Here is a 24,426-nt window from a genome sequence, read left to right as displayed (position 1 = left end):
CCATGGTTCGACGGTGCCGCTACGCTGCGCCGTCGAACATCGAGGTGACCGAACCGTCGTCGAACACCTCGTGGATCGCACGGGCGACGAGCGGGGCGATCGGCAGGATGGTCAGGCCCGGGAACTGCTTCTCCGCGGGGAGGGGCAGTGTGTCGGTCACGACGACCTCGTCGATGAACTCGCTCTGCAGGAGCTCCGTGGCCGGGTCGGAGAACACGGCGTGGGTCGCGGCGACGACCACGCCGATCGCTCCGGCGGCCTTGAGCGCCTCGGCGGCCTTGGCGATGGTCCGGCCCGTGTCGATGAGGTCGTCGACGATCAGGCACACCCGCCCCGAGACGTCACCGACGATCTCGTGCACGCTGACCTGGTTCGGCACGAGCGGGTCACGGCGCTTGTGGATGATCGCGAGCGGGGCGCCGAGCTTCTCGCTCCAGATGTCGGCGACGCGCACGCGGCCCATGTCCGGCGAGACGACGGTCAGCGTCGACGGATCGAGCTGCTCCTTGAAGTGCTTGAGGAGCACCGGCATCGCGAAGAGGTGGTCGACCGGGCCGTCGAAGAAGCCCTGGATCTGCGGGGCGTGCAGGTCGACGCTCATGATCCGGTGCGCACCAGCGGCCTTGAACAGGTCGGCGACGAGTCGCGCAGAGATCGGCTCGCGGCCACGGCCCTTCTTGTCCTGACGGGCGTACGGGTAGAAGGGCGCGACGACCGTGATGCGCTTGGCGGAGGCGCGCTTCAGGGCGTCGACGATGATGAGCTGCTCCATGAGCCACTCGTTGATCGGCGCGGTGTGCGACTGGATGACGAACGCGTCGCAGCCTCGGACCGACTCGTCGAAGCGGGCGTAGAGCTCACCGTTCGCGAAGGTCCGGGCGTCGGTCGGCACCAGCTCGAGGCCGAGCTCGGTCGCGATGTCCTCGGCGAGCTTCGGATGCGCACGCCCCGACACCAGGACGAGTCGCTTCTGGCCGGTCATCTTGATTCCGGACAACTGTGTGCTCGCTCCCTGGCCGAAGTGGCCGCGTTCGTGGGGTGTCATTCGCCGCGGGACTCGTCGGCAGCTGCGGCAGCCCGTGCCGCCGCGGTTCCGGGTCGGTGTTGCTCGACCCAGCCCTCGGTGATCCGCTGTGGGGCGTAGCTGATGGCGAGCGAGCCGGCGGGCACGTCCTTGCGCACTGTCGTTCCCGCTCCCGTGTACGCCCCGTCGCCAATCCTAACGGGGGCGACGAAGACGTTGTGCGATCCGGTCCGCACGTGGGAGCCGACCTCGGTGCGGTGCTTGGCGACGCCGTCGTAGTTCGCGAAGATCGTGTTCGCGCCGATGTTCGACTCCTCGCCGATCTCCGCATCCCCGACGTAGGACAGGTGCGGGACCTTGCTCCCCCGGCCGATCCGCGCGTTCTTGGTCTCGACGAACGTGCCGATCTTGCCGTCCTCGCCGAGGTACGACCCCGGGCGGAGGTACGCGAACGGTCCGACGGTCGCCCGGTCGCCGATCACCGCGAGTGTCGCGTCGGTCCGGCTGACGTGCGCGCCGGCGCCGACCTCGGTGTCGCGGAGCGTCGTGTCGGGTCCGACGACGGCGCCCGTGGCGATCGCCGTCGCACCCTCGAGCTGTGTGTTCGGCAGGATCAGCGCATCGGGCTCGATGGACACGTCGAGGTCGATCCAGGTGGAGGACGGGTCCGCGACCGTCACGCCCGCGAGCTGGTGTCCCCGGACGATGCGGTCGTTCAGCTTCCGGGCGGCGTCGCCGAGCTGTGCGCGGTCGTTGATCCCGGCGACGAGCCACGGGTCGCCGAGGGTGAGCACGTCGATGTGCCCGCCCCGTGCGGCGATGAGTGCCGGTGCGTCGGTGATGTACTTCTCGCCCTGCGCGTTCTCCGTCGTGATGAGCGGCAGGACGACCCGGAGGTGCGCGACGTCGAACGCGTAGATGCCGGCGTTCGTCTCGGTGATCAGGCGCTGTTCCTCGGTGGCGTCCTTCTGCTCGACGACGCCCGCGAACGCGCCGTGCTCGTCGCGGAGGATGCGGCCGAGGCCGGTGGGGTCCGGGGCGATCGCGCTGACGAAGGTGACCGCGTTCCCGGCGCGGGGCCCGTCCCCGGCACGGGGCCCGTCCCCGGCACGAGGCCCGCCCCCGGCGTGGGCCCGCACCAGCGCCGCGAGCGACTCGCGGTCGAGCAGCGGCACGTCGGCGCTGAGCACCACGACGACGCCGTCGAAGTCCGCGGGCAGGGCGTCGACCGCGACCTCGACGGCCCTGCCGGTGCCGGGGACGTCGTCCTGGTCGACGATGATCGCGTCCGGCATGCGTTCGGCGACCTCTGCGGCGACACGGTCCCGCTCGTGGCGCACGACGACGGCGAGGTGCTCCGGCTGCAGGGACTCGGCGGTGCGGAGCACGTGGGCGACGAGCGGCAGGCCGGCGAGCCGGTGCAGCACCTTGGGCGTGGAGGACTTCATGCGCGTGCCCTGGCCTGCGGCCAGGACGACGACGGCGATCCGCTGGTCGGTCATGTCACCATCCTGGCCCACCCCGAGCCGCCAGCGCACCGCGAGCCTGGTGCCCACCCCGAGCCGCCAGCGCACCGCGAGCCGCGTACGCCACACGGAGCACGCGAACAGCCCGCGGGGAACCGCAATAGGGTGGAGCGGGCCCTCATCGCAGCGCTGCGTGTCCCGCGGGCCGCGCATTGTCGAAGCAACCAAGAGGACAGAACACATGAGCTCACCCGCTCCCGTCGATCCGACCAGCACCGAGGCCTGGCAGAAGCTCCAGACCATCGCCGACGGGTTCGCGCCCGACCTCCGCGCCTGGTTCGACGCCGACCCCGGCCGCGCCGAGCGGTACACCCACCAGGCCGCCGACCTGACCGTCGACCTGTCGAAGGGCCTCGTGACGGAAGAGGTGCTCGGCCTCCTCCTCCAGGTGGCCGCGGACGCCGACGTCGCCGGCCGCTACCAGGCGATGATCTCCGGCGAGCACATCAACGTCACCGAAGACCGCGCGGTCCTGCACACCGCGCTCCGTCGCCCGGCGGACACCGAGGGCCTCGTCCCCGCAGCACCCCTGACCGTCGACGGCCAGGACGTCGACGCAGACGTGCACGCCACGCTCGACAAGGTCTACGCCTTCGCGGAGAAGGTGCGCAGCGGCGACTGGAAGGGCGTCACCGGCAAGCGCATCGAGACCGTCGTGAACATCGGCATCGGCGGCTCGGACCTCGGCCCGGTCATGGTCTACGAGGCACTGAAGCCCTACGTCCAGCAGGGACTCGAGGCACGCTTCGTCTCGAACATCGACCCGACGGACATCTTCGAGAAGACGAAGGACCTGGACCCCGAGACGACGCTCTTCATCGTCGCGTCGAAGACCTTCGGCACGCTCGAGACCCTGACGAACGCCCGCCTCGCCCGCCAGTGGCTCTGGGAGCGCCTCGGCACCGCCGGTGCCATCGAGGACACCGACGAGAGCAGGACGGGCGCCGTCGCGAAGCACTTCGTCGCCGTCTCCACCGCGCTCGACAAGGTCGAGGCCTTCGGCATCGACCCCGAGAACGCGTTCGGGTTCTGGGACTGGGTCGGCGGCCGCTACTCGGTCGACTCCGCGATCGGCACCTCGGTCGTCATCGCGATCGGCCCGGACAACTGGAAGCAGTTCCTCGCCGGGTTCCACGCGATCGACGAGCACATGCGCACCGCCCCGCTCGAGCAGAACGTCCCGGTCCTGATGGGTCTGTTGAACGTCTGGTACTCGAACTTCCTCGGTGCGCAGAGCCACGCGGTCCTGCCGTACACGCAGTACCTCTCGCGCTTCCCCGCGTACCTGCAGCAGCTCACCATGGAGTCGAACGGCAAGATGGTGCGCTGGGACGGCTCCCCCGTCACCACCGACACCGGCGAGGTCTTCTGGGGCGAGCCCGGCACGAACGGCCAGCACGCCTTCTACCAGCTCATCCACCAGGGCACGCGGATCATCCCGGCGGACTTCATCGCTGTCGCGAACCCGGGGCACCCGCTCAAGGACGAGACCGGTGACGGCGCGGGTGTCCAGCCCGGCCAGGACGTCCACGAGCTGTTCATGGCGAACTTCTTCGCGCAGACCAAGGCGCTCGCGTTCGGCAAGACCGCCGACGAGGTCCGTGCCGAGGGCACCGCGGAGTCGGTCGTCCCGGCCCGCGAGTTCTCCGGCAACCGTCCGACGACGTCGATCCTCGCCCCGGCGCTCACCCCCGCGGTGGTCGGGCAGCTGATCGCCCTCTACGAGCACATCGTGTTCACCGAGGGGACCATCTGGGGCATCGACTCGTTCGACCAGTGGGGTGTCGAGCTCGGCAAGCAGCTCGCGCTGCAGGTCACCCCGGCGGTCGGCGGCGACGCCGAGGCCCTCGCCGCGCAGGACAGCTCGACGAAGGCCCTGATCGAGAAGTACCTCTCGCTCCGCAAGTAGTCCCCGCACTGCCCGATCAACGCGGCCGAGGAGTCGCATCCGAGACTCCTCGCCACGCCAGGGGCTCATGTGCGACCTCTCGAACGGCGGACGGGTCGCGTGGCGACCAGATGACGGACAGGAGGGACGGTGCCAGCTGGCACCGTCCCTCCAGTTCGTCAGGTGGCTGGCTCGGGCTCCGCGCGGCGGACGAACGCCATCAGCACGAGTCCCACGAGCAGCACGACCACGATGCCGAGGATGCCGAAGCGCGTCTGCCCGCCGAGCGTCACCGCGATCCCGAACGCCGCGGGCGCCAGGAAGCTCGCCGCGCGCCCGGTGGTGGCGTAGAGACCGAACAGCTCGCCCTCGCGGCCGGGTACCGCGAGCCCCGCGAGGTACGCCCGGCTCGACGACTGCACCGGGCCGACGAACATGCAGAGCGCGAGCCCGAGGACCCAGAACCCGGCCTGCGCGGTACCGATGAGCAGCACCCCGGAACCGCAGAGCACGAGACCGACGAGCGCCACCACGATGAGAGCCCGCGAGCCGAACCGGTCGTCGAGGCGCCCCGAGACAACCGTGGCGATCCCGGCGACGATGTTCGCGGCGATCGCGAAGAGGATCACTTCGGACGGACTGAACCCGAACACCTGCGCGGCGAGGATCCCGCCGAACGTGAACACCCCGGTCACGCCGTCGCGGAACACAGCGCTCGCGATGAGGAACACCAGGACGTTCCGGCGCTCACGGGCCAGGCGCGCGATGTCCCGCCCGAGGTTGGCGTACGCGGTCCAGATCGACCCGGTCCGGACCGGTGCTGCAGCGGTCTCCGGAACGACGAGGAACAGCGGCACGGCGGACAGCGCGAACCAGACCGCCGCGATGCCGATCGCGACGCGGACGTCCCACGATCCGCCGGCGATCGTCGACGGCAGGTGGAGCAGGCCGCCCGTGTCGCCGGTCCCGGAGAAGTCCTCGATGCAGAGCACGAGGAGCACCACGAGCAGCACGATCCCGCCGAAGTACCCTGCCGCCCAGCCGATCGCCGACACCCGACCCGTGCGGCCGGCGGGTGCGATCTGGCCGAGCATCGCGTTGTAGCCGACGCTGGCGATCTCGTACGCGACCGTCCCGATGCCGAGCAGTGCCGCACCGAACGCCAGCAACGGCTGCGTCGGCGCGACGAACACCATCATGCCGATGGCGGCGACGGTGCCGATCGTGGCGACGAGGACGGTGCGCTTCCGGTGTCCGCTCTGGTCGGAGAGCCTGCCGACCGCCGGGGCGACGAGCGCGACCACGACCCCGCCGACGGTGAGGGCGACGGACACGACAGCGGCGTTGTGCGCGAGTGCACGTTCGACGGCCGCTGCTCCCGCCGAAGTCTCCTCGCGCGCGACGAGCGCCGGGTCGACGAACGCACGGCTCGCCAGGTAGGTGCTGAACACGAACGTCGTGACGACCGCGTTGAACGCCGCCGAGCCCCAGTCCCAGAGCGCCCACGCGACGAGTCCGCGTCGATCCGTTCGCATGGCGGTTGCTTGCTGCATGGTGCGAACCGTAGCGCCCCGAGGTGTCCGGCCGAGACGCGATCGATACTCACGAAGTTTGCGCTGGCTCTTCCATCTGTGAATTCTCGATGATAGAAAGTGCGTGGCGTTCAGAGGTCTGCCAGGGCTCCGCCGCTTCCCTTCGGAAAGTTGTTGTCATGACGATGAAGTCTGCTCAGACGCCGACGCGCACCTCGCGGTCGCGCGGCTACTCGTTCCGCACCAAGCTCGCGGTCATCGGATCCGGAGCGGCACTCGTCTGCGCTCCGATGTTCGTCGCCGGTGCCGCGAACGCCGCCCCCGGTGACCCGTTCGCCGTCACGACCCCCGCGAACAACGCGACGGGCGTCGAGCAGACGTTCCCGAACGTCGTCCCCTTCACCGGGACGGGCCTGCCGGACGGCGACTACGCCTCGGTCAGCTACCTCGACGCCACCGGCGGAGTCCACAACGCCACGTTCAGCGGCAGTACGAACGACAACGGCGACTGGACCGGCAGTGAGAACTTCGCCGAGCTGAGCAAGGGCCAGACCCACGTCGTCGCGACGGTCAGGGCGGGCACTGCGCTGTCCGACGGGACCTTCGTGCCCGACACTGCGGTCACACCGACCACGGTCACGTTCGACCTCGCGCAGGCACCGAACCCGGCGAACCCCTTCACCGTCACGACGCCGACCTCCAACTCGACCACCCCGGTCGAGAGCACGACGCCGACCTTCTCCGGAACGGGCAACCCCGGCGCGACGATCACGATCACCTACGGCGCGCGCGCAGGAGGCACCGGCACCGCCGCGACGACCACGGTCGACGCCGACGGCAACTGGACCACGACCACGGACTTCAGCGAGCTCGAGCCCGGCACCACCGACGGCAGCGCGATCGTCACCGAGTACGGCACCGACGGCGCCGTCTTCCCGGGCACGAGCGGCCAGCGCATCAACTTCACCTTCCCGGCGGCTCCGGCACCCGCGGTCCCCCTCGCGCTCGTGATCGACCCGACCACGCTGACGCTCTCCACGGCCACCACCACCGGTGTCGACTTCGCCGCGACCGGGTTCAGCCCGAACGAGGAGATCACGATCGCCGTCACCGACGCGAGCGGCGCAGCCGTCGTCATCCCGCAGGACGCCGACCACTTCTACGTCGATGACGAGACCGGCTCCTTCGTCGGGACCGCCGTCCTTCCGAGCACCGTCGGGACCGGCACCTACTCGATCACCGTCACCGGTGTCCGCAGCACCCGCACCGTCACCTCCTCGTTCACCGTGACCGCCGACCCGGCGATCCCGGTCACCGGCGGTGGCACCCCGGTCGGCACCGGCACGACGGTGACCGGCACGGCGCTCCCGGTCGTGGCAGGCTGATCGACGAGCAGGTCATCGCTCGGCCGCACGGCTGAGCGACCACACCACCACCACGGCGGGTCGGCTCACGGGCCGGCCCGCCACCGCGGCGGGTCGGCTCTCGGGCCGGCCCGCCACCTCCATGAACGGGGTCTCATGCGCGTCTTCCACCGAAGGACCGGCACGTCGACCCGAAGGGCCGGCACGTCGACGATGGCGGTCCTCGCGGCCGTCGCGCTCGTGGGCGGCCTCGCCGGGTGCTCGGCGCACGAGTCGCGGCCCACGAAGACGAGGGCGGCCGCCACCGCCACCGCGACGGCGACCGCTGCGCCCTACACGGCACCGACGACCGACGCCGTCGCGGCGCTGCCCGAGGCGCGCTACAACGCCGTCATCGCGGGCCTGCTGCCGTTCCGCGCGAAGTCGGTGCCGAAGGCGATGGACACCGTCGACACGATCGCGGCCGACGCGCCCCTCTACGGCTCGGACCGGACGACCCCGGTGGCGAAGCTCGCCGCGAAGAACTTCCTGGGACAGGACACCGTCGTGGTCCCGGTCCGGGTCACCGGTCCGTGGTCGCTCGTCCTCACGCCCGCCCGGCAGTCACTCCCGTCGAAGGACTCCGGGGCGCCCGCGCAGACCTCGGCCTGGATCCGGTCAGACCTGCTGCAGGAGACACAACAACTGCAGGACCACATCGTCGTCGACGTCGGCGCGCAGACGGTGTCCATCGTCGACGACTCCGGCGCCACCAAGCAGCAGTTCTCGGCGGGCGTCGGTGCGAACGGCACCCCGACACCGACCGGGATCGGCTACATGGAGGCCCGGTACCTCGACCCGGCACAGGACCAGACCGTCTACCCCATCGGTCTGACGTCCCTGCACTCCTCGGCGTCCGACGAGCCGTTCGGCGGCAGCGACGGCGGCCTCATCGGCATCCACTACCAGCCGACCCACAGCGGCGCAGTCTCGCACGGGTGCGTCCGCCTCGACGGGCCGTCGATCTCGGCGCTGAACGCGCTCCCGCTCGGCACGCCCGTCGTCATGAAGGGCTGAGCCGGCCCGGTTCCGCGGCCCGCGCACACTCGTCGTGATGCAGGGCTGAGCCGGCCCGGTTCTGCGGCCCGCTCAGCCCATCGCTCGACGGACCAGCTCCGCGACCCGGACACCGACGCGGTCATCGACCGCCGTGACGGCGTACGAGGTCGGCCAGAGGTCGCCGTCATCGAGTGCCGCCGTGTCCTGGAAGCCGAGCGTGACGTACCGCACGCCGAACTTGCTCGCGGGCTGGACGAAGCACACGACCTTGCCGTCCCTCGCGTAGGCCGGCATGCCGTACCAGGTGCGCGGGGCGAGGTCCGGGCCCGCGGCCGTGACGACCTCGTGCAGGCGTTCCACGATCGACCTGTCCTCGTCGGGCAGCGCGGCGATCGCGTCGACGCAGTCCTGCCGCTCCGCAGCCGCCTTGTCCGCGAGCTTCGCGCGCTTCGCGGCGGTCCGCGCCTCGGCCGCTGCGGCCTTCATCGCGGCGCGCTCCGCAGCGCTGAACGTGTCCGGTGCCATGGGGTGCTCCCTCTCGTCCGTGCCGCATCACGCGGCCGTGTCCCGGCTGCCCGCGGTGGGCGTCGATGACGGCACCAGGGTAGCGAGTGTCAAGGACGCAACCGGCAGACGGACGGGACACAACCGGCAGACGGACGGGACGCAACCGGCAGACGGACGGGACACAACCGGCAGACGGACGGGACGCGACCGGCAGACGGACGGGACGCAACCGGCAGACGGACTGGAGGCGCGGTGCCGGCGTGCACCGTCCCTCCAGTCCGGCAGTGGGTGCCGCACGACGTGACCGGCATGACGTCCGCGTCGGTCGCGTCGCCGCCTCAGTCCGACCCGCCGCCGTCCTTGACGCGCCCGGAGGACACGTCCATGGTCTCGGCCTCGGGGGCGTCGTGCGCCGGCCCGACACCCACCGGGATGCCGGCCTCCGGGTGGTTCAGGTCGAACGCCGGTGACTCCGAGCGGATGCGCGGGATCGCGGTGAAGTTGTGTCGCGGCGGCGGGCAGCTCGTCGCCCACTCCAGTGATCGCCCGAAGCCCCAGGGGTCGTTCACACCGGCCCGCGGCGCGTACCTGGCGGTCACGTAGACGTTGTAGATGAAGGGCAGGAACGAGACACCGAGGATCATCGAGCCGACCGTGGAGAGCTGGTTGAGCCAGGTGAAGCCGTCCTGCGGCAGGTAGCTCGCGTACCGGCGCGGCATGCCGATGACCCCGAGCCAGTGCTGGATCAGGAACGTCGTGTGGAAGCCGATGAACAGCAGCCAGAAGTGGATCTTGCCGAGTCGCTCGTTGAGCATCTTGCCCGTCCACTTCGGCCACCAGAAGGAGAAGCCGCCGAACATCGCGAACACGACCGTCCCGAACACGACGTAATGGAAGTGCGCGACGACGAAGTACGAGTCGGAGACATGGAAGTCGAGTGGCGGCGACGCGAGGATCACGCCCGTGAGACCACCGAAGGTGAAGGTGATCAGGAAGCCGATCGCCCAGAGCATCGGGGTCTCGAACGTCACCGACCCGCGCCACATCGTGCCGATCCAGTTGAAGATCTTGATCCCGGTCGGCACCGCGATGAGCATCGTCATGAGCGAGAACCACGGCAGCAGCACCGAACCGGTCACGTACATGTGGTGCGCCCACACGGTGACGGAGAGCGCGGCGATGGCGATGGTCGCGTAGATGAGCGTCTTGTACCCGAACAGCGGCTTGCGGCTGAACACGGGCAGGATCTCGGAGATGATCCCGAAGAACGGGAGCGCGATGATGTAGACCTCCGGGTGCCCGAAGAACCAGAAGAGGTGCTGCCAGAGGAGCGCCCCACCGTTCGCCGGGTTGAAGATCTGCGCGTCGAACACCCGGTCGATGCCGAGCCCGAACAGCGCCGCGGCGAGCACCGGGAACGCCATCAGGACGAGCAGCGCGGTCACGAGCACCGTCCACGTGAACAGGGGCATCCGGAACATCGTCATCCCGGGTGCACGCATCGTGATCACCGTCGTGATGAAGTTCACCGCCCCGAGGATCGTCGAGAACCCGGTCAGCCCGAGCCCGAACACCCACAGCGTGCCGCCGAGCCCAGGGGTGAAGGTGGTGTCGGACAGCGGCGCGTAGGCGAACCAGCCGAACGACGCCGCGCCCTGCGGGGTGAGGAACCCGCCGACCGCGATGAGCCCGCCGAACAGGTACAGCCAGTACGCGAAGCCGTTGAGTCGCGGGAACGCGACGTCGGGCGCCCCGATCTGGAGCGGCATGATCGCGTTCGCGAAGCCGGAGAACAGCGGCGTCGCGAACAGCAGCAGCATGATCGTGCCGTGCATCGTGAAGAGCTGGTTGTACTGTTCCCGCGTCGCGACGACGTGCAGACCCGGCTCGAACAGCTGCGCCCGGATGACGAGCGCCATCACGCCCGCGAGCAGGAACATGGTGAACGAGGTCATCAGGTAGAGGTACCCGATGGTCTTGTGGTCCGTGGTGGTGATCCACCGGACGATGACGTTCCCCCCGCGCACGGGGCGCGGCTGCGCGAAGTCCGGGATGCCCCGGTGGTCGATGCGCGGCTGGGTGGCGGTCACGGCCATCTCCGATCTGGCTCGATCTGACGCGGATGCTGCGGGGCGGATGCGGTCCGGGCGGCGCGCGATGCGATGCGATGCCCGGTGGTTCATGTGACTGCGCCCAGGATGCACCTCTTCCGGTCGGCGCGCATCCTGGTACCGTCGCCCGCGGAGCGCCGGGAAGTCTGGTCGGCACCTGTTCACCGTGCCCGGATCCGACCGTGCCCGAACCCGACCGGGAGGACCGCGCCGTGCGTGCATCCGACATCGTCACCACCCTGCATGTCGTCGAGCGGTCCACCCCGGCCGTCGACGCGATCCGGCTCGTCGCCGAACTCGACCTGGTGGGCCTCGTCGTGGCCGAGGACGACGGACACCCGTCGAGCGTCGTCGCGAGCGTCGACGTGATGCGGCTGATGCTGCCGGGCTACCTGCTCGACGACCTGTCGCTCGCGAACACCATGGACGACACGGACCTCGACGACTTCCGGACCAGGCTGGAGGAGCGCACGATCGGGGACGTCATCGACGACGACTCCGTCCCGGTCCGCGACCTGCTCGTCGTCCCGCCGGACGCCGGACTCGTCGAGATCGCCGCGCGGATGGCCGACCGGCGCACGCAGCTGGCGCTCGTCGACGACGACTCCCTCGACGCACCGGCGTTCGTCACGCTGCCGGCCCTCCTCGACGCGATCGTCGGTCGGTGGGACCGGCCAGGAGGCGCTGGGCCGGGTTCCGCCGCAGACGGATCGGAGCGCTGACGGTGACGTTCCAGATCGTCGCCGCCGTCGCGGTGTTCGTCGCCGCGTACGTGTTCATCGCGACCGAGAAGCTGCCGCGGGTGCTCGTCGCGCTCGGTGGTGCCGCACTGATGATCGTGATCGGTGCCACCGACGACGCGACGGCGTTCTTCTCCGAGGACACCGGGATCGACTGGAACGTGATCTTCCTGCTCCTCGGGATGATGATCATCGTCGGGATCCTGCGACAGACGGGCCTGTTCGAGTTCCTCGCCATCTGGGCGGCCAAGCGCGCCGGTGGCAGGCCCTTCCGCATCATGGTCATGCTCGTGGTGATCACCGCGCTGCTGTCGGCGTTCCTCGACAACGTCACCACGATCCTCCTCATCGCCCCGGTGTCCCTGCTCGTGGCACAGCGCCTCGGCAAGTCACCCGTCCCGTTCCTGCTCGCCGAGGTCTTCGCATCGAACATCGGCGGCACGGCGACCCTGATCGGCGACCCACCGAACCTCATCATCGGCAGCCGCGGGTCACTGAGCTTCAACGACTTCGTGGTGAACCTCGCACCGGTCATCGTCGTGCTGCTCGTCGTCCTCGTCGGCCTGTGTCGCGTCATGTTCCGGTCGACGTTCGCGTTCGACGCGGATCGTGCCGCCAGGGTGATGGCGCTGCACGAGCGTGAGGCCATCCGTGATCGTCGGCTGCTCGTCAAGTCGCTCGTGGTGATCGGGCTGGTCCTCGTCGGGTTCGTCACGTCCACGCTCACCGGACTGGCACCCGCCGTCGTCGCGTTGCTCGGCGCCGGTCTCCTGTTCCTGCTGGCCCGACTGGAGCCCCGGAAGGTGTTCGGGGACGTCGAGTGGGAGACGCTGCTGTTCTTCGCCGGACTGTTCATCATGGTCGGGTCGCTCGTGCACCTCGGCGTCATCGACGCGGTCGGCCAGGCCGCGAAGTCCGCTGTGGGTGACGACTACCTCGGTGCGTCGATCGCGCTCCTCGGCGGGTCGGCGCTCTTCTCGGGGATCGTCGACAACATCCCGTTCGTCGCGACCCTCGCCCCGCTCGTCCACGACCTCGTCGCCGACGGTGGCCCCGCAGCCCGTCCGCTCTGGTGGGCGCTCGCGCTCGGGGCGGACCTCGGCGGGAACCTGACGGCGGTCGGCGCGAGCGCGAACGTCGTGATGATCGGGATCGCCAAACGCAACGGGCATGCGATCTCGTTCTGGCAGTTCACGAAGTACGGCGCGATCGTCACGGTGGTGACCGTCGGGCTCTGCGTCCCCTACCTCTGGCTCCGCTACTTCCTCGTCTGACCATCCGGACCCCACAGAGAAGACGTCACCGCATGCACACCGCAAGTCTCCGGATCCGAGAGTCGTTCTGGTTCCTCCCCACCGTGTACGGCATCGCCGCGATCATCGCGGCTCAGCTGCTCGTGTCCCTCGACCAGCACCTCATCGACCGCGGCGCGACACGGATCGTGTTCCTCGACGCGCTCAGTGCCAGCGGCGGCCGGTCGATCCTGACGACCATCGGCACCTCGATGCTCACGGTGGCGGGGACCTCGTTCTCCATCACCATCTCCGTCCTCGCCACGACGTCCTCGACGTACGGGCCCCGACTCGTCCGGAACTTCATGGCCGACCGGGCGAACCAGTTCGTCCTCGCCGCGTTCACGTCGACGTTCCTCTACGCGATCGTGGTGCTCCGCTCCGTGCACACCGCGATCGACGACGGGAACGCGTTCGTCCCGGTCATCGCGATCCACGTCGCCGTGCTCCTCGGGATCCTCGACGTCGGGGTCCTGGTGTTCTTCATCCACCACATCGCCTCGAGCGTGCAGATCACGTCGCTGCAGGAGCAGGTCCAGAGCGACCTCGAGTCCGCTGTCGACCAGGCGTTCCGGTCGGACGGTGACGACGGGGTCGCCATCGCATCGCAGCCGGACCGCGCGCGGACGTGGACGACGCTCACCGCCACGACCGACGGGTACGTGCAGTCGGTGCAGTGGGAGCGGCTCGTCGGCTGGGCGGCGGACCACGGACGGGTCGTCGACGTCGTCGCGATGCCCGGTGACCACGTCATCGCGGGCGACGAGATGTTCCGGATCGGTGGAGACGAGGGCTCGGACGCCGAGGACCTCTCCGACAGCGCTGCCAAGACCCTCCGGTCGATGGTGACACTCGGCAACGCCAGGACCCCATACCAGGACGTCGACTTCGCGCTGCAGCAGCTCGTCGAGATCGCCGTCCGCGGGCTCGCCAGCGGCACGAACGACCCGTACACGGCCGTCAGCGCCCTCGACCTCTCCGCCACCGCACTCGTGCCGATGTGGCGGGACCGTTCGGCGGTCACCGCCTACCTCGACGACGACGGCGTGACACGGGTGCTGCCGCACTGGCCGTCCGCCGAGGCGCTGGTCGACACCGTGTTCGCCGGCGTGACCACCTACGGCGCCGACCACCCGATCGTCGTCGCAGCCGCACTCCGGCTCGCTGACCGCCTCACGACCGCAGCCCGGCCGGACCGCCGCGGACACCTCGACGCGGTCACCCGGCAGCTCGGTCCCGTCGCCTCGGGCGAGTGAACATGACCGTATCGGCGCGGCGCGCCCGGTGCCCATCTGACGGACGGGAGGCACGGTGACGGTCCGCCACCGTGCCTCCCGTCCGTCGCCGGTCAGGTCGGGCGCTACTTCAGCAGCCCTTCCTTGGTCAGCCAGTCCTTCGCGGCCGTCGAGGCCTGCGCCTTCTCGCTGCCCTCGACACGGTTGCGCAGCGTGATGAGGTCGTCCGTCGTCAGCTTGGCGGAGATCCCGTTCAACGTCGAAGCGAGCTTCGCACTGTAGATCTTCTTGTTGAGGAACGGCAGGACGTTCTGCGCCGCGATCAGGTTCTCGGGGTCCTTCAACACCTGCAGCTTCTCCGTCTTGATGTCGGGCGACGTCGTGTAGATGTCGGCCACCTGCACCGTGTCGTCGGTGAGCGCCTTCACCGTGTCGGGTCCGCCGTAGTCCTCGATCGACTTGAAGGTGACCTTGTCGACGCCGTACGTCGACTTGAGCCCGGGGATGCCGTACGGCAGCGTGCCGAACTGCGGGTTGGCCCCGAGGGTGAACGGCTCGATCTTCGACAGGTCCGAGATCGACGTGAGGCCGTTCTTCTCCGCCTCCGCCTGGGTCACGACGTAGGCGTCCTTGTCCTGGGCCGGCGACGGCTCGAGCACCCGGAAGTCCTTCGGGATCTCGGTCTTCAGCGCGGCGTCGACGTCCGAGGTCGTCTTCGCACTGGCCTTGGTGTCGTAGAAGAACAGCAGATTGCCGTTGTACTCCGGCATGAGGTTGATCGACCCGTCCTTGAGGGCGGGGATCGTGGTCTGCCTGGGGCCGAGGTTGAACTTGGTCGTCACGTCGAACCCGGCGTCCTTGAGCGCCAGGGCGTACATGTTGCCGAGGATCTCGCTCTCGGGGAAGTTGAACGACCCGACCACGATCGGCGTGCTGCCCGACTTCGAGCTCCCGTCCTGAGCCGATCCGGTGGGGTCTGCGGTGGAGCACCCGGAGAGCGCCACGATCGCCCCGATCGCCACCGCTCCCGCGAGGATGCGTGTTCTGGTGCCTGCTGTGAACATCAGTGTGCCCTTTCGTCGACGGAGGATGCCGTCACCGCACGGCGCCGGAATGGCAGCGTACGGACGTGTGTGCGACTGCGGCGGGTCTGGCCGTGCATGCCGCGTCGGGTGAGGTGCTGCAGGAGTGCGAAGAGTCCGTCGATCACGAGGGCGAGCATCGTCACGAGCAGCGCGCCGCCGAGGATGAGGTCGTTGTCGTTCAGGCTGATGCCGGTCGAGATGATCGCGCCGAGGCCGCCGAGCGAGATGTACGACGCGATGACGACGGTCGCGATGACCTGCAGCACGGACGCCCGTATCCCACCGATGATGAGCGGCAGCGACAGCGGGACCTCGACCTTGAGGAGGATCTGCAGCTCCGTCATCCCGACCGCGCGGGCGGCGTCCACGGTCTCCGCGTCCACCGACTCCACCCCCGCGTACGCCCCGGCGAGGATCGAGGGGATCGCCAGGACCACGAACGCGATGATCGACGCGATGAAGGCGGCCTGCGTGAACGGCACCGTGATCCCGATGACGACGAAGAGCGTGCCGAGCAGGCCGAGCGTCGGCAGCGCACGCATGGAGCCGCTGAACGCGATGACGAAGCCGCGCCCGCGCCCGGTGTGACCGATGTACAGGCCGAGCGGGAGCGCGATCAGGGCAGCGATGGCGACCGAGACGAACGTGTAGAGGAGGTGCTCGCCGATCCGGTCCTGGATCGGGAGCGGGCTCTGGAGTCCGGCGCGGTAGTTCGCCGGGTCGAGGAGCCAGGCGATCGCGCTGAGGAAGAACTGCACGGTCAGGCCCCCGGTTCGATCGTCGCCAGCGCGGCTCGTCGCTGCACCCGCCGCGACCGCCGCGGGGTGCGACGCGCCCACGGCATGAGGAGGCGCCCGATCACGACGAGGACCGTGTCGAAGACCAGTGCGATGACGAGGCTCGCCACCACGCCGACGAGGATCTCCTCGAGGAACTGCCGCTGTCGCCCGTCGGTGAACAGGAAACCGATGTTGGCGGAACCGACGAGGGCACCCACCGAGACCAGCGCGACGGTGCTCGCGGAGACCACCCGCATCCCCGCGAGGAGGACGGGGCCCGCCAGCGGGAACTCGACCGACCAGAAGCGCGTCCACGCCGAGAACCCGACCGAGGTGGCCGAGTCGACGACGTCTGCGGGGACGGCGGCGAACGCGTCGGACGCCAGGCGCACCATGATGGCGATCGCGTAGACGGAGAGCCCGACGACGATGTTGACCGGATCCGTGATGCGGGTGCCGAGCAGGTAGGGCAGGATCACGAAGAGCGGCAGGGACGGGATCGTGTAGAGCAGGCTGCCGCCGCCGACGATGACCGATCGGACTGGCCGCCACCGGTTCGCCACCCAGCCGAGCGGCACGGCGACCGCGAAGCCAAGGACGACGGGCACGGCAGCCAGCGCCGCGTGCGTGACGGTGAGGCTCCAGATGAGACCGAAGTTCGCGGTGATCCAGTTCAGGGCAGCTTCCCGATCCTCAGCGGACGGGCGACGAACGGAACGTTCGTCCGCCTGCGCACTGCGTGCGCCCGAGGGTATGCCCCGCACGACGGTTCTGACCAGGATCGCGACCCATCTGACGGACTGGAGGCTCGGTGGCGGTCCGGCACCGTGCCTCCAGTCCGTCTCCGGTCAGGTCGGCAGCCCCGCGCCCGGTCAGGTCGAGAGCCGGGCCGCGGCCTGACAGGCCGTCGCGTCGTGGCAGCCCTGCATCGCCCGCAGGGCGGTCGGGAGCGCGGGTGGCACCCCCTGCGCCGCGATGTTGTGCAGCTCGTCCGGGTCGGAACGGGTGTCGTAGTACTCCTGCTCGCCGTCGGCGTAGAGCACGTAGAGGGCGTCGGCGGTGCGGACCGCCTCGTACGACGGCGGATCGGCGTGCCGCTCGCTCTGCGCGTCCGGATCGCCCGGGGTGTCGTCCGGGCCGTGGTGCTCGACGAGGACCGCCTGCTGCCAGTTCGCCGGGGTCCGCCCCTGCAGCACGGGCAGGAGACTCACGCCGTCCTCGGTGGATGCCGGCGTCGTACCCGCGATGGACTCGAACGTCGCGGCGAGGTCGATGTTCGAGGCGAGCGCGTCGCTGTTCGTGTCGGCGGGGATGCCCGGGCCGGAGACGATCAACGGCACGTGGACATCGGTGTCGAACGCCGTCTGCTTGCCCGCGAGCAGGCGGTACTCCCCCATGTGGTAGCCGTTGTCCGAGCTGAACACGATGTCGGTGTCCTGCGCGACACCGGCGGCCCTGAGCCGGCTCTCGAGGTGGCCGATCATGTCATCGACCGCCATGTCGGCCTCGATCCGCTTGTCGTAGTTGCCGGCGAGCTTCTTCTGGGCACCACTCGTCAGCGGGGGCCGGTCCGCCAGCCAGGAGACGGGGTCCGTCGGGCTCGCGTCGTAGGCCGGCGTCTTCGGGTAGGCGACCCCCTTGGCTGCCCGCGCGTACCGGGGTGCCGGCGTGTACGGCGCATGTGGCGCGAAGGTCGCGACCTCGAGCATGAACGGCTTCCCCGACTTCGCCGACGCGTCGATGAACGAGCCACCCTTCGCGCTCAGCTGGTCGACGAGGTAGTCCTTCGGCGTGTGTCCGTACCGCACCTGCTTGCCGTTCTCGTTGAGGGTGTAGCCGAACTCCGGGTAGCCGTTGCCGGCGACGTCCCAGGTGTCCCATCCCTCGGCGGCGGGGTCGGTCGGCTGGTAGCCGTTCAGGTACTTGCCCATGAACCCCGTCGTGTAGCCGGCCTTCTGCAGTGACACCGCGAAGCTCTTCCGGGCATCGCCGTTGCTGTTGTAGGCGTCGTACCCGCCGTCGTCACCCGAGTTCGTGAAGACCCCGTCGTCGTGCGGGTACTCCCCCGTGAAGATCGCCGATCGCGACGGGCAGCACAGGGAGTCGACGACGTAGTACTTGCCCATCGTCCGGCCCGCCTGCTGCAGGGCCTCGACATGCGGCATGTGGCTGATGAGGTTCATCGACAGGTCGTCCGTCAGCACGAAGACGATGTTCGGCTTCGTGGAGGCTGCCGTCGCGGTGGGACTCGGGCTCGGGTGGATGCCGTTCGTGGAGGAACAGGCTGCCAGGAGCATCATCGCGAGGGCGATCGCCGCGGCTCCGGTCCAGCGTCGTCTGCGGGTGGTCATGTCGTCGCACGTCTCCTGTCGGCTCGCTGCGCTGCGGTCTGCGCGGTGGGCGCGGTGGCCTCGGGATCACCGCGCAGACCGCAGCGCATGGTCGGACTCAACAGGGTGCGTGTGCGGCGGCGACGCTGATCCGGTGAGGATCGTGTAAGGCGTGGGTGGGGCGGGGTGGGCCAGCTCCGCCTCCAGGATTCGAAGGTCCGGAACCAGCGGGGCACCCGACAGCTCCGCCTCCAGGATTCGAACCTGGACCTAACAGCTCCAAAGGCTGTCGTGCTGCCGTTACACCAAGGCGGACCGCACCCTCGCGGGCGCCGCACCATTCTTCCACGCCGGCCGGGAGGCACGACCCGACTCCGCCCCGCACCCGAAGACCGCAGGTGACGGGGCGGGCGCACACCGTGCCTCCAGTCCGGATCATGCGACCGCCTCCCCCACCGCACGCGCGGATGGGCGATGATGGACGGATGCCGCAGGAGGACGAGGTCGACCGCATCGTCGCGGCGTGGGACCGTGAGCGTCCCGATCTCGACTTCGCGCCCCTGCACGTGCTCTCCCGGGTGGGGCGACTCGCGCACCACCTCGATCGCGCGCGCCGGGCCGCGTTCAGCGCCGGCGGCATGGAGTCGTGGGAGTTCGACGTGCTGTCCGCCCTCCGCCGCGCGGGTGCCCCGTACGAGCTGAGCCCGAAGTCCCTGCTCCAGCAGACGCTGGTGTCGAGCGGGACGATGACGAACCGGGTCGACCGGCTCGCGGCGCGGGGGCTCGTCTCGCGGCGGACGGACCCGCACGACGGCCGCGGGATCCTCGTCGCGCTGACGAGCGACGGGCGGGGTGCCGTGGACGCGGCGATCGCGGGGCTGGTCCGTGCCGAGGCGGACATCCTCGCGGCACTGCCCGAGGCGGACCGTTCCCAGCTGGCCGGGCTCCTCCGGACCCTGAGCATCGAGCTCGGGGACTGAGGGTGCGTTCCCAGACCGTCGGGGCGTTCCTCGCCGACGAGTACCCGAGGCTGGTCGAGCCGGTCATCGCCGAGCTCCTCGCGGCGGACGAGCTCGACGTCGTGGACATCGCCGTCGTCGACTGGAACGGGCGGACGCTCGCGGCCGATGCTCCGATCACCGAGGCTCTGCTGCGCTTCCGCGATGCCGACGGCAGCAGCATGGCGGTCGTGTTCGACGGGGGCGGTCCGGGCGAGTCGGACGCCGAGTTCGCCGGGCGGCTCCGGAGCGACCTGCAGGACTTCATCGCGGAGTCGACGTTCGGGTGGGGGCAGCTGCGGGGGTGAGCCCGTTCGACTGCCGGCCGCGGTTGGTCGTTTGGGCGCAAAGCGACGAGATGCGCCGGAGTTCCGGGCGAACGTGTCGCTTTGGGTCGAAAGCGACAGGCGCCGCGGACGGACTGGAGGGACGGTGCGGGGCCGCACCGTCCCTCCAGTCCGCGGGTGCGCCGCCGGCTCCGGCGCGCCGGGCTGCTCAGCGAGTGCTCGCTCGCTCCTCCGGTCGGTTGCGGTCGGTCGCTTTGGCCGCACAGCGACGAGATGCGCCGGGCTTTCGGGCGAATCTGTCGCTTTGGGACGAAAGCGACAGAACCCGGGTGACGGCGGGCCGGGCTGCTCAGCGCGCGGTTGCGCGCTCCTCCGGGCGGTCGGCGTCGAGACGGTCCTGGCGGGCATGCGCGAGGGGGCGCTCGTAGTTGATGAGCAGCGAACCGACGAGGTAGACCGTGGCGGAGATGCCGAGGAACACGAAGGACCCGGCGAAGCTCCCGGCGCTCGCGGCGATCGCGAAGCCCATGACGACCGGGGCGAGCCCGCCGCCGCCGGAGGACGCGACGTTCATCACGCCACCGATCCGACCAACCTGCTGCTTCGGCGCGAGCCACGCGGGGATGGCCCAGTAGAGCCCGCCGAAGTTGATGAAGAACACCGCGATGCCGAGCGCGACGACGGCCGTGTAGCCGTTGCTGATCGCGGGGAGGCTGAACACGGCGACCGCGGTGCCGAGGCCCGAGATGCCGAACACCGTCTTCATGACGAGGTTGTACCGGGTCGTCGCGGACCGCCACTTGTCGACCGTGTACCCGGCGACGAGCTGCCCGAGGACGCCCATTCCGTAGACCGCGAAGGTGCCCCAGCCGAGCGCGCCGAGGTCGAAGTGCATCGCCTCGGACAGGTACGTCGGCGTCCACGAGATGATGCCCCACCACACCGTCGCCCACCCGAGGCGGCCGAACATCATCGCCCAGAACGACCTCGAGCGGACGTAGTCACTGACCTTCGGCAGGAGGCGGTCGTCGATGGCGTCGGCAACGTCCTCCTCGCCGCGGATGTACTCGATCTCGCTGGGGCTGACCGCCTTGTGCTGCTCAGGGGTGTCACGGAGGTACAGGTAGAAGACGATCGAGATGATGACCGTCAGGACGCCGGTGATGACGAAGGCCTCGCGCCACGATCCGAAGACGCCGATCAGTGCCGTGACGGCGAGACCACCGACCGCCGCCCCGAACGGACTGGCCGCGTCGACGAAGGTCGCTCCGCGGGCACGCTCCTTGGCTGGCAGCCAGGCGCTGTTGAGCTTGGCGCTGCTCGGGGAGATCGGCGCTTCGGCGGCACCGAGCCCGAGGCGGAGCAGGATCAGCGCGACGCCGCTCGACGCGAACCCGCCGAGCGCCTGGAACACGCCCCACAGCGCACCGGCGGCGAGGATGACCTTCCGTGCGCCGAGCTTGTCGAGGAGGACACCGCCGGGGATCTGGAACACGAGGTACGTGTAGAAGAAGCACCCGAGCAGCACACCCTGGAGCTCGGGCGTCAGGTCGAAGTCCTTGCTGATGAACGGCAGGGCGATCGACAGCGCGGCACGGTCGATGTAGTTGAGGACCACGAGGATCCAGAGGAAGCCGAACACCTTCCAGCGCACTCTGGAGCGGGGGGCGGACGTCGTTGTGCTCATTCGGGGACTCCATCGTCGGGCCGTGGGGCGGGGGCGATCGCTCTGCTCACGATCGGTCCTACATCGTAGTTCCTATAGGATCGCTCTCATCGGGCGATGCGTCAACCCGGCTGGGTCACATCTCCGACAGCGCGCGGGTCTTGACGTTCCCCACGTGGTGGAGCATCGCAGACCTCGACGCAGCCGCGTCTCCGGCAGTGAGCGCCTCGAGGATCTGCCTGTGTTCGGCGATCGCGCACTCGGCGTCGCTCACCCCGAGTCCGCCGAACAGCCGGAAGCGCTGCGCCTGACCGCCGAGCGCCTCGAAGGCGCGGTAGAGGAAGACGTTGTCGGCCTGCCGCGCGATGAGGTCGTGGAACTGCTCGTCCGCGGCCCAGTACGAGTGGTACTCGGCGAAGGTCGGACCGGTCGGCGCGGCGGCGAGGTGCTCGATCAGCGTGGTCAGGTCGGCGAGGAACACCGGGGTGACCCGTGTCGCAGCACGCTCGGCGTTCTCGGACTCGAGCACGCGCCGCGCGTCGAGGAGGTCACCGAGCTCTTTCGGTGAGAGCACCGGGGCGACCCGGTAGCCGCGGAGCGCAGCACGCGTGACGAGCCCGGTCGACTCGAGCCGGGCGAGCGCTTCGCGGATCGGTGTCGGCGAGACGTCCATCTCGCGAGAGAGCGCGTCGATGTTCAGGGATGCGCCCGGGTCCAGGGAGTTGTCGAAGAGCCTCGTCATGAGCTCGTCGTAGACCCCGTCGGCGAGGGAGAGCCGGCGGGGCTTGCGGAGGGATGACTCGGGCATGGAGGAAGCTTGTCATGCCGACAGACCGGCGTCGGTCTCCGCCGCGGGATCGGGGTCCGCCGCCGCGGCAACTGCGTCCGCCGTGGCACCTGCGTCCGCCGCGGGATCGGGGTCCGCCGCGGGATCGAGGATCCGCTCCGGCAGCCGGTAGACGCGGACGGCGTTCCGCGCGAAGGCGGTCTCCTGCTCGGTGCGGGACCATCCGGCGGTGATCTCGATGAACCCGCCGTAGATCTCCGCGTAGGTCGCGGTGAGCGAGTCGACCGGGTAGTTGCTCGCGAACATGACGCGGTCGGTGCCGAACGCTGCGACCACGCCCTCGACGACCTCGCGCTGGTTCGCCGCCGTCCACGGCATGCCGGGGACCCCGATGCCGCTGATCTTCGCGCTGACGTTCGGGAGCTCCGCCATGGTCGACATCGCGCGACGCCAGCCGTCGAGACCGTCGGGCGACCGGTCGGACGGCAGCCCCGCGTGGTTGATCGTGACCGCGATCTCCGGGTACCGCCGGAAGAGCGACACCGCCTCGTCGAACTGCCACCACGCGGTCTGGAGCTCGAAGTCCAGGCCGACGTCGGCGAGCGCCGCGAACCCCCGCTCCCACTCCGGGTCGCTGAGCAGCGTCCTGGAGCCCGCGGCACGGTCCGCTGACGACGCCTGACCGGGCTTCTGTCGGACCGCGCGGACGAGGTCGTGCTCGGCGAGCTCCTCGAGGACGGCGCGGGCGTCGTCGTCCTGCAGCCGTGCATGGGCGACGCTCGCAGTCGGCAGTCCGTACCGCTGGGCGATGCCCTCGGTGTAGACGACCTCGCCGACGGGGTCGGACTCGACCCACTCCGTCTCCATCGTCACGGTCCCCACGATGTCGAACCCCGCGGCGTCGCGCAGCAGGTCCGGCGGCAGGTAGTCGCGCTTGATGCTCGTGTAGTCCCCGTACCGGAACGGGATCGCGGCATCGGGACGGAGCCACGGCTGGTACCCGAGTCGCGGCTCCCAGAAGTGGTGGTGCGCGTCGACGATCGGCCCGTCGTAGGCGGTCATCGGGCGGACTGGGCCGGCTCGGCATCCGCTCCGGACTGCGCTGCGCGGGCGGCACGCTGTCCGGCGATCGCGATGGCGATGTCGAACGCGTTCTGGCTCGACGCCACGCTCGCGATGCCCTGGCCGGCGATGTCGAACGCGGTGCCGTGCGCCGGCGTGGCGATGACCACGGGGAGGCCGCCCTGCAGCGTCACACCGCCGTCGAAGCCCATGAGCTTGATCGCGATCTGCCCCTGGTCGTGGTACATCGTCACGATGCCGTCGTAGCGGTCCTTCGCGCCGAGCCAGATGGTGTCGGACGGGAACGGTCCCGCCGCGTCGATGCCCTCGGCGACGGCTGCGGCCACCCCGGGAGCGATCTCGTCGATCTCCTCGCGGCCGAAGATCCCGTTCTCGCCGTTGTGCGGGTTGAGTGCGCACACACCGAGCCGGGGTGCGTCGATCCCGGAGTCGTGGAGCAGCTCGTGCAACAGGCGGATCGCGTCGGTGACGGCGGGGGCCTTGACGCGGGCGGCGACGTCGCGGATGCCGACGTGGCTCGTGACGCGCGCGGTCCACATGCCCGGGATGATGTTGATCTCGCTCGTCACGCCCGTGTGTCCGAGCTGCTTCGCGAACCAGCGGAGCTCGTCCTCCTCGTGCATCCCGCCGAGGTGCAGGCTCGTCTTGTTGAGCGGTGTGAAGACGATCGCGCCGACCTCGCCGGCGTTCGCGAGGTCGATCGCACGGAGCAGCTGGTGCATCGCGCGGTCCCCCGCTTCCTTGCTCACCTGACGCGGCGGGATCACGACGTCCCCGCGGGAGTCGTCGTCGAGCAGCGTGGCGAACCCCGGGCGCGGCTCGTCGCTCAGGGGGATGTCCACGCCGATGACGGCGGCTGCGGCGTCGAGCTCGGCCCGGTCGGCGAGGACGTAGACCTCGGCCTTGGTCAGGTTCGCCGGGTCCGCGAGCAGTCGGGCCGCGAGCTCGGGGCCGACCCCCGCCGGATCCCCGAGGGTCAGCGCCACACGGGGGCGGACGGAGGTGGTGGCGTCGGTGGCCGGCATGGGTGCGCTCCTTCTGGTGCGGCGACACCAGGGTGCAGCGACGACACCGTCGATCGTGTTTCCTACACGATCCGCCCTCGATCGCGGAAAGTCAAGACGAGACGCGGTGCCGCACGGTGCGTCAGTACC

The 24,426-nt window shown here is 69.8% G+C and carries 21 protein-coding genes and 1 tRNA gene; 8 read left to right on the top strand and 14 right to left on the bottom strand.

Annotation, left to right across the window (positions count from 1 at the left end; translation table 11 throughout):
• Window positions 1-19 precede the first annotated feature (19 nt).
• Together ASF23_RS09020 and glmU are read right to left on the bottom strand one after the other, a co-directional pair.
• A complete protein-coding gene (locus tag ASF23_RS09020; protein ID WP_055953105.1) occupies window positions 20-997 on the bottom strand; it encodes a ribose-phosphate diphosphokinase in 978 nt (325 codons plus the stop codon).
• Window positions 998-1,041: 44 nt separating this feature from the next.
• A complete protein-coding gene (glmU, locus tag ASF23_RS09015) occupies window positions 1,042-2,526 on the bottom strand; it encodes a bifunctional UDP-N-acetylglucosamine diphosphorylase/glucosamine-1-phosphate N-acetyltransferase GlmU (protein WP_055952071.1) in 1,485 nt (494 codons plus the stop codon).
• Between the two features lie 205 nt (window positions 2,527-2,731).
• On the opposite strand from glmU, the gene pgi reads away from it, so the two are divergent.
• Window positions 2,732-4,459 carry a glucose-6-phosphate isomerase gene (pgi, locus tag ASF23_RS09010; protein WP_055952068.1) on the top strand — a complete coding sequence of 576 codons (1,728 nt, stop codon included), beginning with the start codon at window positions 2,732-2,734 and terminating at the stop codon, window positions 4,457-4,459.
• A gap of 158 nt (window positions 4,460-4,617) precedes the next feature.
• On the opposite strand, the gene ASF23_RS09005 is transcribed toward pgi, so the two are convergent.
• Window positions 4,618-5,991, bottom strand: a complete 1,374-nt coding sequence (locus ASF23_RS09005) for an MFS transporter (RefSeq protein ID WP_055952065.1) — start codon at window positions 5,989-5,991, stop codon at window positions 4,618-4,620.
• A 158-nt stretch (window positions 5,992-6,149) separates the two neighbouring features.
• Here ASF23_RS09005 and ASF23_RS09000 point away from each other — a divergent pair, with 158 nt between their 5' ends.
• Both ASF23_RS09000 and ASF23_RS08995 read left to right on the top strand, forming a co-directional pair.
• On the top strand, window positions 6,150-7,355 hold the full coding sequence (locus ASF23_RS09000; protein WP_055952063.1) for a hypothetical protein: 1,206 nt from the start codon (window positions 6,150-6,152) through the stop codon (window positions 7,353-7,355).
• Window positions 7,356-7,490: 135 nt separating this feature from the next.
• On the top strand, window positions 7,491-8,390 hold the full coding sequence (locus tag ASF23_RS08995) for a L,D-transpeptidase (RefSeq protein ID WP_235510841.1): 900 nt from the start codon (window positions 7,491-7,493) through the stop codon (window positions 8,388-8,390).
• A 72-nt stretch (window positions 8,391-8,462) separates the two neighbouring features.
• Here ASF23_RS08995 and ASF23_RS08990 read toward each other — a convergent pair whose 3' ends face one another.
• Window positions 8,463-8,897, bottom strand: coding sequence for an iron chaperone (locus tag ASF23_RS08990; RefSeq protein WP_055952058.1), 435 nt, complete (start codon window positions 8,895-8,897; stop codon window positions 8,463-8,465).
• Between the two features lie 320 nt (window positions 8,898-9,217).
• The gene (gene ctaD / locus ASF23_RS08985; protein ID WP_082473975.1) at window positions 9,218-10,975 is read right to left on the bottom strand and encodes an aa3-type cytochrome oxidase subunit I; all 1,758 of its coding nucleotides are present in this window, start codon (window positions 10,973-10,975) and stop codon (window positions 9,218-9,220) included.
• 227 nt (window positions 10,976-11,202) lie between these two features.
• Between ctaD and ASF23_RS08980 the strand changes: the two genes are divergently transcribed.
• The 3 genes from ASF23_RS08980 to ASF23_RS08970 are packed head-to-tail and all read left to right on the top strand — an operon-like array spanning window position 11,203 to window position 14,278.
• Entirely contained in the window at window positions 11,203-11,712 is a 510-nt protein-coding gene (locus ASF23_RS08980; protein ID WP_162236743.1) for a CBS domain-containing protein, read from the top strand.
• 2 nt (window positions 11,713-11,714) lie between these two features.
• A complete protein-coding gene (locus ASF23_RS08975) occupies window positions 11,715-13,004 on the top strand; it encodes an ArsB/NhaD family transporter (RefSeq protein ID WP_055952052.1) in 1,290 nt (429 codons plus the stop codon).
• 32 nt (window positions 13,005-13,036) lie between these two features.
• Complete coding sequence (locus tag ASF23_RS08970) at window positions 13,037-14,278, top strand: DUF2254 domain-containing protein (protein ID WP_055952049.1); 1,242 nt, start codon at window positions 13,037-13,039, stop codon at window positions 14,276-14,278.
• A gap of 104 nt (window positions 14,279-14,382) precedes the next feature.
• On the opposite strand, the gene ASF23_RS08965 is transcribed toward ASF23_RS08970, so the two are convergent.
• The 5 genes from ASF23_RS08965 to ASF23_RS08945 form a co-directional block, all read right to left on the bottom strand.
• Complete coding sequence (locus ASF23_RS08965) at window positions 14,383-15,321, bottom strand: ABC transporter substrate-binding protein (protein ID WP_055952046.1); 939 nt, start codon at window positions 15,319-15,321, stop codon at window positions 14,383-14,385.
• Window positions 15,321-16,100, bottom strand: coding sequence for an ABC transporter permease (locus ASF23_RS08960; protein ID WP_082474046.1), 780 nt, complete (start codon window positions 16,098-16,100; stop codon window positions 15,321-15,323). Before ASF23_RS08960 ends, ASF23_RS08965 begins: the two co-directional genes overlap by 1 nt.
• A 2-nt stretch (window positions 16,101-16,102) precedes the next feature.
• Complete coding sequence (locus ASF23_RS08955; protein WP_326998997.1) at window positions 16,103-16,729, bottom strand: ABC transporter permease; 627 nt, start codon at window positions 16,727-16,729, stop codon at window positions 16,103-16,105.
• A gap of 264 nt (window positions 16,730-16,993) precedes the next feature.
• The gene (locus ASF23_RS08950; RefSeq protein ID WP_055952043.1) at window positions 16,994-18,472 is read right to left on the bottom strand and encodes a sulfatase family protein; all 1,479 of its coding nucleotides are present in this window, start codon (window positions 18,470-18,472) and stop codon (window positions 16,994-16,996) included.
• A 222-nt stretch (window positions 18,473-18,694) separates the two neighbouring features.
• Window positions 18,695-18,766 (bottom strand) — tRNA-Gln (locus ASF23_RS08945).
• 170 nt (window positions 18,767-18,936) lie between these two features.
• Here ASF23_RS08945 and ASF23_RS08940 point away from each other — a divergent pair.
• Both ASF23_RS08940 and ASF23_RS08935 read left to right on the top strand, forming a co-directional pair.
• On the top strand, window positions 18,937-19,431 hold the full coding sequence (locus ASF23_RS08940; protein WP_055952040.1) for a MarR family winged helix-turn-helix transcriptional regulator: 495 nt from the start codon (window positions 18,937-18,939) through the stop codon (window positions 19,429-19,431).
• A gap of 2 nt (window positions 19,432-19,433) precedes the next feature.
• Window positions 19,434-19,757, top strand: a complete 324-nt coding sequence (locus tag ASF23_RS08935; RefSeq protein ID WP_055952037.1) for a hypothetical protein — start codon at window positions 19,434-19,436, stop codon at window positions 19,755-19,757.
• Window positions 19,758-20,085: 328 nt separating this feature from the next.
• On the opposite strand, the gene ASF23_RS08930 is transcribed toward ASF23_RS08935, so the two are convergent.
• From ASF23_RS08930 to ASF23_RS08915, 4 genes are all read right to left on the bottom strand, one after another.
• Complete coding sequence (locus ASF23_RS08930) at window positions 20,086-21,423, bottom strand: MFS transporter (protein WP_082473973.1); 1,338 nt, start codon at window positions 21,421-21,423, stop codon at window positions 20,086-20,088.
• A gap of 115 nt (window positions 21,424-21,538) precedes the next feature.
• Entirely contained in the window at window positions 21,539-22,210 is a 672-nt protein-coding gene (locus tag ASF23_RS08925) for a GntR family transcriptional regulator (RefSeq protein WP_055952031.1), read from the bottom strand.
• A gap of 12 nt (window positions 22,211-22,222) precedes the next feature.
• Complete coding sequence (locus ASF23_RS08920) at window positions 22,223-23,251, bottom strand: amidohydrolase family protein (RefSeq protein ID WP_082473972.1); 1,029 nt, start codon at window positions 23,249-23,251, stop codon at window positions 22,223-22,225.
• Window positions 23,248-24,297: a 4-hydroxythreonine-4-phosphate dehydrogenase PdxA gene (locus tag ASF23_RS08915; RefSeq protein WP_055952028.1), complete on the bottom strand. Its 1,050-nt coding sequence runs from the start codon at window positions 24,295-24,297 to the stop codon at window positions 23,248-23,250. The genes ASF23_RS08920 and ASF23_RS08915 overlap by 4 nt, the downstream gene beginning before the upstream one ends.
• Between the last annotated feature and the right edge of the window lie 129 nt (window positions 24,298-24,426).

Source organism: Curtobacterium sp. Leaf261, from assembly GCF_001422205.1.
Classification (GTDB): domain Bacteria; phylum Actinomycetota; class Actinomycetes; order Actinomycetales; family Microbacteriaceae; genus Curtobacterium.
The sequence above is the reverse complement of the archived record's forward strand: the minus strand, read 5'-3'. Positions and strand labels throughout refer to the sequence as shown.

Excerpts from the sequence above, each read along its gene's own strand:
- ASF23_RS08965 (WP_055952046.1), bottom strand. The coding sequence starts at position 15,321 with ATGTTCACAGCAGGCACCAGAACACGCATCCTCGCGGGAGCGGTGGCG.
- ASF23_RS09005 (WP_055952065.1), bottom strand. The coding sequence starts at position 5,991 with ATGCAGCAAGCAACCGCCATGCGAACGGATCGACGCGGACTCGTCGCG.
- ASF23_RS08940 (WP_055952040.1), top strand. The coding sequence starts at position 18,937 with ATGCCGCAGGAGGACGAGGTCGACCGCATCGTCGCGGCGTGGGACCGT.
- ASF23_RS08915 (WP_055952028.1), bottom strand. The coding sequence starts at position 24,297 with ATGCCGGCCACCGACGCCACCACCTCCGTCCGCCCCCGTGTGGCGCTG.
- ASF23_RS08920 (WP_082473972.1), bottom strand. The coding sequence starts at position 23,251 with ATGACCGCCTACGACGGGCCGATCGTCGACGCGCACCACCACTTCTGG.
- ASF23_RS08990 (WP_055952058.1), bottom strand. The coding sequence starts at position 8,897 with ATGGCACCGGACACGTTCAGCGCTGCGGAGCGCGCCGCGATGAAGGCC.
- glmU (WP_055952071.1), bottom strand. The coding sequence starts at position 2,526 with ATGACCGACCAGCGGATCGCCGTCGTCGTCCTGGCCGCAGGCCAGGGC.
- ctaD (WP_082473975.1), bottom strand. The coding sequence starts at position 10,975 with ATGGCCGTGACCGCCACCCAGCCGCGCATCGACCACCGGGGCATCCCG.
- ASF23_RS08970 (WP_055952049.1), top strand. The coding sequence starts at position 13,037 with ATGCACACCGCAAGTCTCCGGATCCGAGAGTCGTTCTGGTTCCTCCCC.
- ASF23_RS08995 (WP_235510841.1), top strand. The coding sequence starts at position 7,491 with ATGCGCGTCTTCCACCGAAGGACCGGCACGTCGACCCGAAGGGCCGGC.
- ASF23_RS08930 (WP_082473973.1), bottom strand. The coding sequence starts at position 21,423 with ATGAGCACAACGACGTCCGCCCCCCGCTCCAGAGTGCGCTGGAAGGTG.
- ASF23_RS09000 (WP_055952063.1), top strand. The coding sequence starts at position 6,150 with ATGACGATGAAGTCTGCTCAGACGCCGACGCGCACCTCGCGGTCGCGC.
- pgi (WP_055952068.1), top strand. The coding sequence starts at position 2,732 with ATGAGCTCACCCGCTCCCGTCGATCCGACCAGCACCGAGGCCTGGCAG.
- ASF23_RS08950 (WP_055952043.1), bottom strand. The coding sequence starts at position 18,472 with ATGACCACCCGCAGACGACGCTGGACCGGAGCCGCGGCGATCGCCCTC.
- ASF23_RS08925 (WP_055952031.1), bottom strand. The coding sequence starts at position 22,210 with ATGCCCGAGTCATCCCTCCGCAAGCCCCGCCGGCTCTCCCTCGCCGAC.